The sequence below is a fragment of the Paractinoplanes pyxinae genome, assembly GCF_026626335.1.
Taxonomy (GTDB): Bacteria; Actinomycetota; Actinomycetes; order Mycobacteriales; family Micromonosporaceae; genus Actinoplanes; species Actinoplanes pyxinae.
Window position 1 is genome coordinate 506,222 of the sequence record NZ_JAPNTZ010000005.1, and the last position, 13,833, is coordinate 520,054.

Consider the following 13,833-nt stretch of genomic DNA (forward strand, 5'->3'; position numbering starts at 1 on the left):
GACTCGTGCGCGTGGCCCTGGCCGCGGTGGTGGTGGCCGTGCTGCTGGCGGTCGGTGGCGTCGTCGTGTGGACCCTCCGGTCGCCGGTGACGGCCGCCCCGATCACCGCGGCCCGCGGCGGCACGATCACGACCGACAAGGGCCTGTCCGTGCGGTTCGCGCCCGGGGCGCTGAGCGAGGACGCCGAGGTGCGGATCGTGCCGCGGCCGAGCATCGCCTCGCCGCACGGGCTCACCTGGCTCACCGAGCCGGTCGGCATCGAGCTCGGCGACGCCCGGCTGCTGACCTCGGCCACCCTCACCCTGCCGCTGCGCGACCCCGGCGCCGACGGGCTGATCACGGTGGTCGCCCGCGACCAGGACGGCGTCTGGAACGGCCAAGGCGGCACGGTCGACCCGGCCGCCGGCACGATCACCACGGTCGTCGGGCGCCTGTCGATCGTCTCGGCCGGGCGCGCCGACGTCGCCGGCCCCGAGCTCGCCGCGGGTTCCGGGGCCTACGACGCGCCCGACCCGGAGTGCGGCACCATCCGCTCCGGCCGCTGGACCGCCCGGGCCGAGGGCGGCGCCGTGAAGACGTGCGTGGCCGCCGGCGCCACGGACCGGCCGGCCCTGCTGCGGGTCGCCAGCAACCGGGCGTCCGGACAGTTCGCCGAGCTGGGCGCCTACCCGCCGATCACGATCCCGCAGCCGGGCGGGCCGAGCGTGGCCGGCGCCGTCTGGCGCGGGGTGGCCGAGGCCGACCGCAACCACACGTTCCTGCCCGGCAAGGGCATCCTCGACCTGGCGCTGCCGGGCCGCTACCGGACGATCGAGTTCGTCACCCGCACCGGCCTCGACGTCACCGTCGCCCAGTACGTCGTCGAGGTGATGAGCCGGGCCTTCGTCCCGCCCGCGGTGACCGTGGGGGCCGTCCGGTGCGTGCTGGCCCTGCCCGCGAGCGCCCTGACCAGCGGGCCGAGGGTGCCGGCGTGCGTGACCGGGGCACTCGAAGGCGAGCGGATCCTGCCGCCCGGAGCCGCCGGCCCGGACGAGAAGCTGGCCCGGGAGGACCGCGAGGGGACGGCCGAGGCGGTGCTGGCGGCGATGCGCGGGCTGCCCGCCGTGGTGGCCGCCCGCGGCGACCAGGACGACGACGGGTGGCGGGTGGTCGCCGACCGCGGCCCGGTCATCCCCGGCAAGGCGCTCAACGAGCCGGGCGGCGCGATCCCGGCCGCAGTGGTGGCGACGCAGGAGAAGCTGTACGCGGCGGCGATGCGCGACGCCCTGCCCGAGGCGCTGCCCCCGGCCGGCCTGGCCTGGTCGAACACGACGCTCACGGGCCGGCCGGTCACCGACGCCGTGGCCGCCCTGGTCACCACGCCGCCGCTGCGCTGGCCGTGCGACGAGACGGCCCGCGACGGCTACGTCTACGGCCTGGCCGACCCCAACCTGCTCACCTATCCGGCCCGGCTGACCGACCTTGGCCTGCCGCCCGAGGACGTCGGAATCGTGCGGCAGACGGCGGCCGACGGCCAGGACTACCGGCTGTGCATCGCGCTCGACGGCACCTGGACGTCGCTCACCCACGACCTGCCGGCCGGCGGCTTCCCGGCGGCCGAGGCGGCCCGGGTCGGCGCGATGGGGCCCGGTGTCTGCCGGCCGGAGCTGGGCGGGGCGTTCGTGCCGGCCGACGCGTCGTGCCGGACGGCCGTACGAACGGACCTGGACGGCGACCGCCGGACCGACACGGTGCTGATCTATCAGCGGGCCGGCCGGTGGACGGCGCGGGCAGTGCTGGCGGCCGGTCGCGTCTTCGACCTCACACTGCCCTACCGGCGGGACGAGCAGCCGGTGCCGGCCGCCGATTTCGATATCGACGGCCGCACAGGCGAGGAAGTCATTCTTCGCACCGGCTCGAGGCTGTGGCTGCTCGCGCTCGAGCCGGACGGTCTGGCGCTGACGGAGACCTAGCGGTCCTCGTCCTCGTCCTTCTTCTTGTCATCGGCGAACGTGCCGACGCCGTGCTGCTGGCAGAGCGCGAGGTACTTGCCCTTGCACAGGTTGGCCTGCGGGATGTACTTGTCGTCGACGACGACCTTGTTGATGGTCTCCAGCGTGATCGCCGCCGGGGGAAGGCTCACGAACGGGACGTACGCGCCCGACTCCGGGTCCTTCAGGGTGTTCGTGACGTTCGGCTTCTCGCCGTTGAACAGCTTGACGGCGAGGTTGGCCGCGTTGACCGCCTCGAGCTTGGTCGCCTTGTAGACCGTCATGCACTGCTCGCCGGTCAGCAGGTTCTGCAGACCCTCGAGGGTGGCGTCCTGCCCGGTGACCGGGACCTTGCCGGCCAGCCCCTTCTTGCGCAGCACCTTGATGACGGCGTCACCGATGCCGTCGTTGGCCGCGAGGACGCCCCGGATGTTCGGCGCCTGCGAGAGCATCTGCTCGAAGATCTTGGTGGCGTTGTCCGGGTCCCAGTCCTGCACCCACTGCTCGGGGCCCTTGGTGAACTCGGCGTTGTCGTACTTCTCGTTCAGCGGGATGTCGTAGCCCTCTTTGAACAGGCTCGCGTTGTTGTCCGACGGCGAGCCGTTGAGCTGCGCGATCACCGGGTTCTGGGCGCCCTTGGCCTGCAGGCACTTGATCAGCCCGTACGCCTGCAGGTTGCCGACCTCGTTGTTGTTGAAGCTGACGTAGTAGTCGGCGCCGCCGTTGAGGGTGAGACGGTCGTAGTCGATCGTCGGGATCTTCTTTTCCTTGGCCTTGTCCAGCACGGCCTTGCCGCTGATCGAGTCGAGGTTGGCGATGACCAGCACCTTGACCCCGCTGTTGATCATCTGCTCGCCGATCTGCACGAACCGGGCCCGGTCGCCCTGGGCGTTCACGATCTCGGCCGAGACGTTGGCCTCCTCGAACGCCGCCTTGAGGTACTTCGGGTCCTCGTTCTTCCAGCGGGCCGAGCTCTCGGTGTCGGGCAGGATCACGCCGATACGGGCCTTGCCGTTGCCCGACGAGTTACCGCCGCCGTTACTACCCGAGTCACCCGAATCACCGGAGTCGTCACACGCAGTCATGGTGGCCGTTGCCATCAGGCCGACGGCGGCGATAGCCAACAGTTTCTTGCGCATCTGGTGGGTCGTCCTCTCCGGTGAAACTCGACCACTGCCCGGGCGGTGGGCCGACCAAGTATCAGGCAGACCCGGGCGCGCCCGACAGGGGGTACGGCGGCGGGACAAAAAATAGTTCATTTCCGGTCCGTGAGCACACTCGCATCACAGACTGTGCAGAACCTGATGATGTTGCCTGGTCATCCCGCGCCCGCGAGGCTACCCGCCCGGGCCGCCGAAGCCGTGCCGCGGCGGAACAGACGATCAAGATCGGTACACACGGACGAGTGGACCGGCCCGATCGTCGCCCGGGCCGGTCCATCCTCCGGTCAGTTGAAGTTCAGGTCCCCGGTACGGGTCCGCTTGAGCTCGAAGAAGTCGGGGTACCCGGCCAGCGCCGCCGCGCCGTCGAAAATCTTGGCTGCCTGCTCCCCACGCGGGATGCTGCTGAGCACCGGGCCGAAGAACGCGACCCCGTCGATGTGGATGGTGGGCGTGCCGACGTCCTCGCCGACCGGGTCCATGCCCTCGTGGTGGCTCTTGCGCAGCGCCTCGTCGTACTCGCTGCTGGTGGCCGCCTCGGCCAGGCTCGCCGGCAGCCCGACCTCGGCCAGCGCCTCGCGGATGACCTGCTCGAAGTCCTTGTTGCCCTGGTTGTGGATGCGGGTACCGAGCGCGGTGTAGAGGTCCCGCAGCACCTCCTCGCCGTGCTGCTGGGCGGCGGCGATGACCACGCGAACCGTTCCGAGCGAGCGGTCGATCAGCTTGCGGTACTCGTCGGGCAGGTCGCGGTTCTCGTTCAGCACGTACAGGCTCATCACCCGGAAGCGCAGGTCGAGGTCGCGCTGCTTCTCGACCTCGAGGATCCAGCGGGAGCTGATCCAGGCGAACGGGCAGGCCGGGTCGAAGTAGAAATCAACTTTTGTCACGTGTCCATCATCGCCGATCGGGTTGATCTGATTTGGTGGCCAGCACGATTCCCGGGACGGTCCGCACGGTGAAACCGGCGGCTCTCAGGTCCGCGGAGACCTCCGGCAGCTGGTTGGGCCGGTAGTACATGACGAACGGCGGGCGCCACACCGCGTTGCGCACCCGCATGACCAGGTCGAAGCCGGCCGCGGCCCAGTACGCGACCGACGTCACCGGCGGCGGCGAGCCCAGGGCGAGCGCGAAAACCCCACCCGGCCGCAGCGCCCGGAAAATTCCCTCGAACAGGGCCGGCCGCTCGGCCGGCAGGAAGTGGCCGAGCGCGCCGAACGAGACCGCCACGTCGAAGCCCTCGGCGAACGGCAGCGCCCGCGCGTCGGCCCGGACGAAGGACGCCGCCGGGTGCGCGGCGCGGGCCTGAGCGAGCATGCCGGCGCTGAAGTCGACGCCGGTGATCCCGCCGTCGCACACCTTCGCCAGCACGCCCAGGCCGGCGCCGGTGCCGCAGCAGACGTCCAGCCCGGCGCCGAACGGCCCGAGGCCCGACAGCGCCTCGGCCGTGGCGTCGAGGATGCTGTCGGGCGTACGGAAAGGGGTGAGATCGAACTTGGGCGCCAGCAGGTCGTAGCCGCGCTCGACCGACGACAGGGCCTGCACGGCCAATTCCCGCAGCGTCGGCCCCTGAGGCGAGAACATCACCAATTGACCGCGATGTACTTCGACTCGAGGTATTCGAGCAGGCCCTCGTGTCCGCCCTCACGGCCGATGCCGCTCTGCTTCACGCCGCCGAACGGCGCCGCCGGATCGCTGACCAGGCCACGGTTGAGGCCCACCATGCCGGCCTCGATCCGCTCGCTGACCCGCAGGCCGCGGGCCAGGTCGCCGGTGTAGACGTACGCCACCAGCCCGTACTCGGTGTCGTTGGCCAGCCGCACGGCCTCGTCCTCGCCGGTGAAGGTGACGATCGGGGCGACGGGGCCGAAGATCTCTTCCCGCAGGATGGCCGCGTCGGGCGCCACGCCGGTGAGCACCGTGGGCGGGTAGTAGAAGCCGGCCCCCTCGGGGCGGCTGCCGCCGGTCTCGGCCTTGGCCCCCGATTCCAGGGCGCCCTGGACCAGCGAGTCGACCTTGGCCACCGTGTCTTCGTTGACGAGCGGGCCGACCTGGGTCGACTCGTCGGTGCCAGGGCCCACCTTGAGCTGTGACATGCGCGAGGCGAGCCGCTGCGAGAAATCGGCCGCGACCGAGGCCTCGACGTAGAAGCGGTTGGCCGCCGTGCAGGCCTCGCCGCCGTTGCGCATCTTGGCGATCATGGCGCCCTCGATGGCCGCGTCCAGGTCGGCGTCGGCGAACACGACGAACGGCGCGTTGCCGCCGAGCTCCATCGACGTGTTGATCACACCCTCGGCCGCCTGGGCCAGCAGGATCCGGCCGACCTCGGTCGAGCCGGTGAACGACAGCTTCCGCACCCGGGGGTCCTTCAGCATGCGGCCCACGGTCTTGCCCGAACTGCGCGACGGCAGCACGTTGACCACGCCCGAGGGCACGCCCGCCTCGGCCAGGATGGCGGCCATGGCCAGCGCGGTCAGCGGGGTGTCGCTGGCCGGCTTGAGCACGACCGTGCAGCCGGCGGCCAGCGCCGGGCCGATCTTGCGGGTGGCCATCGCGGCCGGGAAATTCCACGGCGTGACCAGCACACACACGCCGACCGGCTGGCGGGTGACCAGGATCCGGTTGGCGCCCGAGGGGGCGGTGTTCAGCTCGCCGGCGCCGCGGACGGCCTCCTCGGCGAACCAGCGGAAGAACTCGGCCGCGTACGTGACCTCGCCCTTCGCGTCGACCAGGGCCTTGCCGTTCTCGAGGCTGATGAGCTTGGCCAGGTCGTCGGCCCGCTCGGTCATGAGCTCCCAGGCTCGGCGCAGGGCTTCGGAGCGTACGCGCGGAGGGGTGGCCGCCCAGGCCGGGCCCGCCTCGGCCGCCGCGTCCACCGCCGCGATCGCGTCACTCTCGCCGCCGTCGGCGACCGAGGCGACCACATCACCCGTCGCGGGGTCCAGAACGTCGAAACGGTTCCCGGAGGAGGCGGGAACCCACTTGCCGGCGATGAAGAGATCAGTTTCCACAGCTCCCAGCATGGTCCAGGTCGCTTTTCAGCGCCACGGTTGCGGGGTAAGCGACGCCCCATGACCTTCTTCGGGCAGCCGCGACCCCTCGCCAACCTCTTCGGCGTGGAGCTGTGGGAACGGTTCTCGTTCTACGGCATGCAGGGCATCCTGCTCATCTACCTGTACTACGAGGCCTCCCGCGGCGGCCTGGGGATCAACGAGGCCACGGCGACCAGCATCGTCGGCGCGTACGGCGGGTCGGTCTACCTCTCGACGGTGGTCGGGGCGTGGCTGTCCGACCGGATGTTCGGCCCCGAGCGGGTGCTGTTCGGCAGCGCCATCATGGTGATGGCCGGGCACATCGCCCTGGCCCTGATCCCGGGCGTAGCCGGGGTGGCCGTCGGCCTGGTGCTGGTGGCGCTGGGCAGCGGCGGCGTGAAGGCGACGGCCACCACCATCGTCGGCCTGCTCTACGAGCCCGGTGACGAGCGCCGCGACGCCGGTTTCTCGCTGTTCTACCTGGGCATCAACCTCGGCGCCTTCGCCGGGCCGCTGCTGACCGGCCTGCTGCAGTCCGAGCTCGGCTTCCACTGGGGCTTCGGCCTGGCCGCGATCGGCATGGCGATCGGTCTCACCCAGTACGCGTTCGGGCGGCGCGGCCTGCCGCCGGAGGCCCACGAGATCGCCAACCCGCTGCCCGCGTCCCGCCGCCCGCTCGTGTTCGGCCTGGCCGCGCTGGTGGTCGTCGTCGTGCTGGTGCTCGCGTTCACCGGCCTGATCAAGGCCGACTGGCTGTCCAACATCGTGATCGTGCTCAGCATCCTGGCCGCCGTGGCCTACTTCGTGGTGATCCTGTCCAGCCACCGGGTCGACGGCGTGGAACGCCGCCGGGTGCTGGCCTTCATCCCGATGTTCATCGCCAGCGCCGCCTTCTGGTCGCTCTACCAGCAGCAGTTCACGGTGGTGACGATCTATTCGGACAAGCGGCTCGACCGGAACCTGTTCGGCTGGGAGATGCCGGTCTCGTGGGTGCAGTCGATCAACCCGGTGTTCATCATCATTCTCTCCGGTGTGTTCGCCGCGATCTGGACCCGGCTCGGCGACCGCCAGCCCTCGACCCCGGTCAAGTTCGCGGCCGGCACCGCCATCATGGGCGTGGCCTTCCTGCTGTTCCTGCCGTTCGCGGGCACCGAGAGCGTGCCGCTGCTCGGGCTGACCGGCATCCTGCTCGTCTTCACGATCGCCGAGCTGCTGCTCTCCCCGGTCGGCCTGTCGCTGACCACCAAGCTGGCCCCGGAGGCTTTCCGCACCCAGATGGTGGCGCTGTTCTTCCTGTCGATCGCCCTGGGCACGGCCCTGTCGGGCACCCTGGCCGGCTACTACAGCGAGGACAACGAGGTTCCGTACTTCGGCATCCTGGGCGCGATCGCCATCGTGCTCGGCGGCGCCCTGCTGGCCCTGGCCCCGATGCTGCGCCGGCTGATGGGCGGCGTGAAGTAGCGTCAGGCCGGCGGCGGCGGGATCTGGGCGACCTCGGCCAGGCGGGCGATGGCGGTGGCGGCACGGACGAAGTCGTTGGCGGCCAGGTCGCCGATGGTGGCGATGCCGAAGGCCAGGCGCAGGCCTTCGGCCTCTTCGTCGCTCACCCCGGAGAGGGCGGCCACGGGCGCGTTGACCAGGTCGGTCAGGGGAAGGTCACGGAAGGGCTCGTCGAGCAGGGCGTCCAGGTTCACCGAGACGGGCATGCCCGCAGCATCTCACAGTCCATTGTGTACGGGTCACTGGCTGATGTCCTTGCGCATTCGCACAATCGGGACAGGGGCGCCACCCCGGGCGTCCTCGGTCCGCTCCACCTCCCGAAACCCGTAGGCGCGATACAGCGGCTCCCCGGACAGGGTGGCCATCAGCTCGAGCCGCCCGAACCCCTCGGCCGCGGCGGCCCGCTCGCACAGGCTCAGGATCAGCCGCCCGACCCCGCGCCGGGCGAAGCCGGGATGCGTGTACATGGCCCGCACCTTGGCCGGGTCCTTCGCCGGGTCGAGCAGAGCCGAATCGCGCGAGGCAGAGTGGTCGCCGCCGTAGAGCGTCGCCCGCCGGCTCCACCCGCCACACCCGGCGAGCACCCCGTCCGACTCGATCACGAAGTACGTCCCGTCGTCGACCAGCTGCGTGTCCAGCCCCATGATCGCCGCACTGCTGCGGATCTGCTCGTCGTCGAGAAACCCTTTCTGCAGCTCCGCGATCGCAAGGCCGATCAGCACCTGGAGGTCGTCGAGGTCGCCGCGCGTCGCAAGCCGGTGAGTAAGAGCCATTTCTCGATCCAACCGCACGGTGGGCGGCTTGTCAGGGACAAACGCGGGGATACGCGGAGCCACCGCCGTAGCGTTGCCACACCTCAGGTTCCACGCCCGCGTCGGTGTCTCGGCACGCCATGGCCGGGGCGTCCACCTGCATCCGGCGGACCCGGTCCAGTCCCCAGCCCTTGACGACCCGGTCGGCGCCCGTCGGCGAACCGCCCACCCAGACCGTCCGGTCGTCCGGCGCGAAGGCGATCGCGGAAACCTGTTCGCTCGGGAAGGCGGCGACGAACTGGCCGAGCTGTCGCGGATCGAGCGGATCGGCCATGTCCCACACGCTCAGCCGCCCGTCCAGGTCGGCCGCCGCCAGCATGGTGCCGTCGTGGCTGAACGTGACGAGGCCGCCGGAGCCGACCAGTGTCTTGGCCAGCCGAACCGGACGGGCCGGGTCTGAGACGTCATAGAGGCGGGTGTCGGTCCCATCGGCCACGGCCAGCACAGGCTGACTCGGAGCGAAAGCGACGGACTGGAAGTCGGATCCGCCGGTGGAGCTGATCCGGGCGAGCCGGCGCGGATACACCTTGCTACGGAAGTCGTAGAGCGCGACGGACGTCGCTCCGTCGGTCAATTCGTCGTCCACCATATCGATGGCGAACAGATTCCCATCGGCGGACATCGCGGACACCGCTGGTCGGCCCGGCAGCGGGGATCCGAGGCGCCGGGGACGGGTCCGATCCTTGATGTCCCACACCTGCATGTACTCGCGCACCTGCCCGTTGCGGTCGACGTTGGCGGCGGGCGCGACGAGATAGCGGGACGTGGGGTCGAAGCGCGACATTCCGGAGGCGTCCAAGTCGATGCCGGGCCACGTATCCGCCGACGCCGGCAGATCGGCCAGCCGCTTCGGCGGTCGGCCCGCCGTCACGTCCCAGAGGGCGGCGGTTTCCAAGCCGATCCTGGCCTGGGTACGCCCGTCCGGTGCCGTGGTCGCCTGCAGATCCCCGTACAACTGTGTTCCCCACGTGTCAGTGAGTTCCAGGAACTCTGTTCCCGTGGCGCCGGCCCAGCTGTTCAGATTCCCGCTGTTCCAAGGCAGCGGGCGAGTAGCCGGGCGTGATGTCAGGCCGGTGCGGCTGCGCGCTTGATGCGATCCCGGTTGCTGATGTCCAGAAGGGTCAGGACACCGTCCGAATTGCGCTGCTGCCCACCCGCGACCACAGTGCACCCGTCGGGCGCGACGGCCAGCGCTGCGACCGGGCCGAGCCGTACGGTGCCGCGGCGGCGCAACCGGGTGCCGTCCCGCACCTGCCAGCCGGTCACAGTGCCGCTGATGTCGTCTCCGTCGCCCTCCCCCGTTCCCGCGATCAACAGCCGCCCGTCCGGCGTCGCCGCGAGACTGGTGACCGCACCGGCCTGGCCGGAGTCACGAAACGACAGGTCGCGGGCCTCGGACCAGGAATTCACCTCCCACAGATGGACCTGGCCGGAAGGCGAGTTGCCATCGGTCGTCGACGTCGCCATGAGGTTGCCGCCCGGCAGGAACGTCAACGCCGTCATGCTGCCCGGCTGACGATAGACGCGGTGCGCCCCGGCGAACGGTCGGCTGACGTCCCAGAGCACTATCGGGGTCGACAGCTGTTCCTCGTGGTCGTTCCACGCTCCGATGGCCAGCAACGTCGAACCGGGACGGAACGCCAGCATCTCGATCCGCCCGATGCCCACGTCGACCGGTCCGGCGACACGTTTGTGCCGGACCGGATCCGTCAGGTCCCACACGTTGACCAGACCGTCGGCGCCCGCGGTCGCCAGGAGGCGGCCGGGCGAGGCGAACGCGACCTCGGTGATGCGCTCCCGGTGCCCGCCCAGCGTGCTGATGTACCGGGTTCCGGCGAGCGCCCGGAAGACCGCGTGCTTGGACTCCGGGGCGGGATACAGCCGATGGGCGGCCAGGCCGAGACCGATGGCCGTCCGCGGATCGCTCGGAAGCGCGGCCTCGGACAGCGCCCGCAACTGGCGGGAGGTCGCGATGGCCGTCTGGCGTTCGGCCGGCTCGGTCTGGCGGCGGGCGTCGACGAAGGCGATGACTGCTGACAGCAGCAGAACGCACAGAGCGGCGACGACCGAGACGAGCAGGCGCGTGGTCCGGCGGCGTTGCCTCACGTGCTCGCCGACCAGAGTGTCTTTGTCGACGCCGAGGACCGGCGCGGCCAGATCGGCCACGATGTCGCCGAGTTGCGACGGGCCGGTCCTCCCCGCGTACGGCCTGAGGTCGGCCCACAGCGGCTCGCGGCGGAAGCGCCCGGCCAGCTCCGGCGACAACGAGTCGGTCACCGCCCAGTCGAAATCCTCACCGGTCCAGCTGATCGTGCCCGCGGTCAAGGCGATCAGCAGACGGCCGGGCGGGCGGTTGTCCAGCCACCAGGAGACCTCACGGCTCACCCAGACCGAACGGGCGGAGGCCGGAGAGGCCAGGAGGATGAACCGGGACGCGACCGGTGAGCCACGACCCTCCGATTGGCTGGCGCGGTGGGACGGATCGCCGACTTACGGTCTGCGCATGAGCGTGGGGTTTGTCGGGCTCGGCGTGATGGGGCGGCCGATGGCGGCCAATCTGGTGAAGGCCGGCGTCGAGCTGATCGTGTGGAGTCGTACGGACCGGGGGGACACGCCGCCGGGGGCGGTGCGCGTGAGCGAGGTGGGTGAGGTGTTCGCTCGGGCCGAGGTTGTGATTCTCATGCTGGCGACCGAGCAGGCCATCGACGAGGTGCTGCCGGCGAAGCTTGACGGGAACCTGGTCGTGCACATGGGCACCACCAGCCCGGAGTATTCGGCCGGGCTGGGGGCGCGGATCGCGGCGGCGGGCGGGCGGTATGTCGAGGCGCCGGTGTCGGGGTCGCGGGGGCCGGCCGAGGCGGGTGAGCTCGTCGGGATGATCGCCGGCGACCCCGAAGACCTTTCCCGCGTACGACCATTGCTGGCGCCGCTGTGCAAGCAGGTGTTCACGTGCGGCGCCGTGCCGGGGGCGTTGCTGATGAAGCTGGCCGTCAACACGTTCCTGATCAGCATGGTGACCGGGCTGGCCGAGGCGTTCCACTTCGCCGAGGGGCACGGGCTGGACGCGGCCCTGCTGCGGCAAGTGCTCGACGCCGGGCCGATGGCCAGCGCCGTATCCCGCGGCAAGGGCGGCAAGCTGGCCGACCGGGACTTCGAGGTGCAGGCGGCCATCCACGACGTGCTCAAGAACAACGAGCTGATCGTCGCGGCCGCCCGCGCCCGCGGCATCGCCTCGCCGCTGCTGGACGCCTGCCGCGACCTGTACGCCTCGGCCGCCGCCCGCGGTCACGCCCAGGCGGACATGGCGGCGGTTGTGCACGCCTTCCGGGAGCCGACTCACTAGGCTGCGCTGGTGGCGAAGTACTTCGACGTGCACCCGGACAACCCGCAGGCGCGTTCCATCCGGCAGGTGGTCGAGATCGTCCGGGCCGACGGGGTGATCGCGTACCCGACCGACTCGTTGTTCGCGCTCGGGTGCCGGATGGGCAGCAAGGAGGGGCTGGACCGGATCCGCGAGATCCGGCACCTCGACGACCGGCACCACTTCACGCTGATGTGCCGCGACTTCGCCCAGCTGGGCCAGTTCGTGCAGATCAACAACGCGGCCTTCCGGGCGGTGAAGGCGGCCACCCCGGGCCCGTACACGTTCATTCTGCCCGCCACCAAAGAGGTGCCCCGGCGGCTGCTGCACCCGAAGAAGAAGACGGTCGGCGCGCGCATCCCCGACCACGTGGTGGCCCAGGCGATCCTGGCCGAGCTGGGCGAGCCGCTGGTGTCGACGACGCTGCTGCTGCCCGGTCAGGACGAGCCGATGACCATGGGCTGGGAGATCAAGGAGACCCTGGACCATGTGGTCGACGCCGTGATCGACTCGGGTGAGGGCGGCCTCGAGCCGACCACCGTCGTGGACCTTTCCGAGGGCGAGGCCGAAATCCTGCGGGTCGGCGCGGGCGACCCGTCACGCTTCTAGCTCGACAGCGCGCCGTCGGCCCCGAGGGCGAGAATGACCAGCTCGCCGCGGTGGTCGGTCGCGGTCAGGCGCTGCTCGTCCAGGCGCTGCAGGGCGGCCACGCCGGCGCCGAACTCGCCGGCCAGCGTCGGGCCGACCGGCGGACCGGTCCAGTCGACGGTCCACGAGAACAGGCGGAACTCGTACGACGCGGCGACCACCACGGTCGTCTCGGGCGTGCCGAGCAGGGCCACCGTCCGGATCGGTTCGGGGGCGCGCAGCGTGATCCCCCGCTCCACCTCGTAGGCCGCCGGGTCGAGCCGGGCCACCCGCACCGCGTGGTGCGCGGCCGACACGATCACCCGGTCGTCCAGGGAGTCGATCGCGCCCACCCGAAGATCGTGCTCGACCACGACGACGCGGTTGCCGGCCGGGCCGGCCGTGACAACGCGGCCCTCGGCGGCCAGCACCCCGTCGCGGAACGGGCGGGTCGGCGCGGGCAGCGCGGGCAGCGACAGCCCGGGCGTGAGCGGGACGCCCGAGGTCGCGTCGAGCAGGTAAGGCCGGCTGGCGAAGGTGGCGGTGGCCAGCACCGGGCCGCCCACGGCGAGCGATCCGGTGCGGATGGTCGGGTCGGTGAGCCGCCACACCGGACGGCTCGACGGGTCGACGGCGAACACCGCCCCGTCGTACGCACCTGCGAGCACATGCCGTCCGTCGGCCGACCAGGTGACCGAGCGCAACGGCGCCTCGCCCGCGCGCAGGGTGCGGATCGGGTCGAGGTGGGTGTTGCGCAGCTCGATCGCGCCGTCGCGGCGGGCCAGCGCGAGCGTCGACGCGTCGGGCGACCACGCGCAGGCCTCCACCGCAGGCGCCGCGCGGCCGGCCAGCGGGGCCCTGTCCTGGGCGAGGTCGCGCACGGCGACGAAGCCGCTCGTGCCGACCGTGGCCACCAGGCCGGTCGGGCTCACGTCCAGGCGTACGCAGTCGTCGAGCTCACCCAGGTACGTCTCGCCGAAGGCCTGCCACACGGCCGCGCGGCCGTCGGCCAGCTGGCAGAGCAGATGCTGACCGTCGGGCATCCACGAGACGCCGGTGACCGCCGCCGGGTGGCCACCGAGGACCTTCATGAGATGTGGCGGGCGGTCGTCGACGACGCGCCACACGGCGGCCGTGCCGTCGGCCGAGCCGGTGGCCAGCAGGTCGGACGCGCCCGGGTTCCAGGAGGCGGCCAGCACGGCCAAGCGATGGGCAAATTCGGTCAGGCTGATCGGCCGGGCGGGATCGCTGGTGTCCTGGACGGTCACCGTGCCCGCCTCGGTGCCACTGGCCAGCCGCCGGCCGTCGGCCCGGAAGGCAACGCAGCTGACCGGCGCGGCTGGCGCCGGGGCGCTCCCTGGTGTCACGCGACAT

Annotated in this window: 13 protein-coding genes; 4 read left to right on the plus strand and 9 right to left on the minus strand. The window is 71.3% G+C overall.

The window, feature by feature from the left end; genetic code table 11:
- Positions 1-5: 5 nt before the first annotated feature.
- Positions 6-1,952 (plus strand): hypothetical protein, encoded by a 1,947-nt coding sequence (locus OWR29_RS16705; protein ID WP_267563770.1) that lies wholly within the window; start codon positions 6-8, stop codon positions 1,950-1,952.
- On the opposite strand, the gene OWR29_RS16710 is transcribed toward OWR29_RS16705, so the two are convergent.
- The 4 genes from OWR29_RS16710 to OWR29_RS16725 form a co-directional block, all read right to left on the minus strand.
- On the minus strand, positions 1,949-3,109 hold the full coding sequence (locus OWR29_RS16710) for a sugar ABC transporter substrate-binding protein (RefSeq protein ID WP_267563771.1): 1,161 nt from the start codon (positions 3,107-3,109) through the stop codon (positions 1,949-1,951). The two genes, OWR29_RS16705 and OWR29_RS16710, sit on opposite strands and share 4 nt — an antisense overlap.
- A 308-nt stretch (positions 3,110-3,417) precedes the next feature.
- Positions 3,418-4,017, minus strand: a complete 600-nt coding sequence (locus tag OWR29_RS16715) for a mycothiol-dependent nitroreductase Rv2466c family protein (protein WP_267563772.1) — start codon at positions 4,015-4,017, stop codon at positions 3,418-3,420.
- A gap of 7 nt (positions 4,018-4,024) precedes the next feature.
- Entirely contained in the window at positions 4,025-4,711 is a 687-nt protein-coding gene (locus tag OWR29_RS16720) for a class I SAM-dependent methyltransferase (protein ID WP_267563773.1), read from the minus strand.
- Positions 4,711-6,150: an NAD-dependent succinate-semialdehyde dehydrogenase gene (locus OWR29_RS16725; RefSeq protein ID WP_438872602.1), complete on the minus strand. Its 1,440-nt coding sequence runs from the start codon at positions 6,148-6,150 to the stop codon at positions 4,711-4,713. The genes OWR29_RS16720 and OWR29_RS16725 overlap by 1 nt, the downstream gene beginning before the upstream one ends.
- Positions 6,151-6,198: 48 nt before the next feature.
- On the opposite strand from OWR29_RS16725, the gene OWR29_RS16730 reads away from it, so the two are divergent.
- The gene (locus OWR29_RS16730) at positions 6,199-7,620 is read left to right on the plus strand and encodes a peptide MFS transporter (protein WP_267563775.1); all 1,422 of its coding nucleotides are present in this window, start codon (positions 6,199-6,201) and stop codon (positions 7,618-7,620) included.
- Between the two features lie 2 nt (positions 7,621-7,622).
- On the opposite strand, the gene OWR29_RS16735 is transcribed toward OWR29_RS16730, so the two are convergent.
- The 4 genes from OWR29_RS16735 to OWR29_RS16750 form a co-directional block, all read right to left on the minus strand.
- Positions 7,623-7,865: a hypothetical protein gene (locus tag OWR29_RS16735; protein WP_267563776.1), complete on the minus strand. Its 243-nt coding sequence runs from the start codon at positions 7,863-7,865 to the stop codon at positions 7,623-7,625.
- Positions 7,866-7,898: 33 nt separating this feature from the next.
- A complete protein-coding gene (locus tag OWR29_RS16740) occupies positions 7,899-8,495 on the minus strand; it encodes a GNAT family N-acetyltransferase (RefSeq protein WP_267563777.1) in 597 nt (198 codons plus the stop codon).
- Positions 8,464-9,426: a WD40 repeat domain-containing protein gene (locus OWR29_RS16745; protein ID WP_267563778.1), complete on the minus strand. Its 963-nt coding sequence runs from the start codon at positions 9,424-9,426 to the stop codon at positions 8,464-8,466. Before OWR29_RS16745 ends, OWR29_RS16740 begins: the two co-directional genes overlap by 32 nt.
- A gap of 110 nt (positions 9,427-9,536) precedes the next feature.
- On the minus strand, positions 9,537-10,856 hold the full coding sequence (locus OWR29_RS16750) for a WD40 repeat domain-containing protein (RefSeq protein WP_267563780.1): 1,320 nt from the start codon (positions 10,854-10,856) through the stop codon (positions 9,537-9,539).
- Positions 10,857-10,974: 118 nt separating this feature from the next.
- On the opposite strand from OWR29_RS16750, the gene OWR29_RS16755 reads away from it, so the two are divergent.
- Both OWR29_RS16755 and OWR29_RS16760 read left to right on the plus strand, forming a co-directional pair.
- Positions 10,975-11,814 carry an NAD(P)-dependent oxidoreductase gene (locus OWR29_RS16755; RefSeq protein ID WP_267563781.1) on the plus strand — a complete coding sequence of 280 codons (840 nt, stop codon included), beginning with the start codon at positions 10,975-10,977 and terminating at the stop codon, positions 11,812-11,814.
- Positions 11,815-11,823: 9 nt separating this feature from the next.
- Complete coding sequence (locus OWR29_RS16760; RefSeq protein WP_267563782.1) at positions 11,824-12,441, plus strand: L-threonylcarbamoyladenylate synthase; 618 nt, start codon at positions 11,824-11,826, stop codon at positions 12,439-12,441.
- On the opposite strand, the gene OWR29_RS16765 is transcribed toward OWR29_RS16760, so the two are convergent.
- A complete protein-coding gene (locus OWR29_RS16765; protein ID WP_267563783.1) occupies positions 12,438-13,826 on the minus strand; it encodes a WD40 repeat domain-containing protein in 1,389 nt (462 codons plus the stop codon). The two genes, OWR29_RS16760 and OWR29_RS16765, sit on opposite strands and share 4 nt — an antisense overlap.
- Positions 13,827-13,833: the final 7 nt, after the last annotated feature.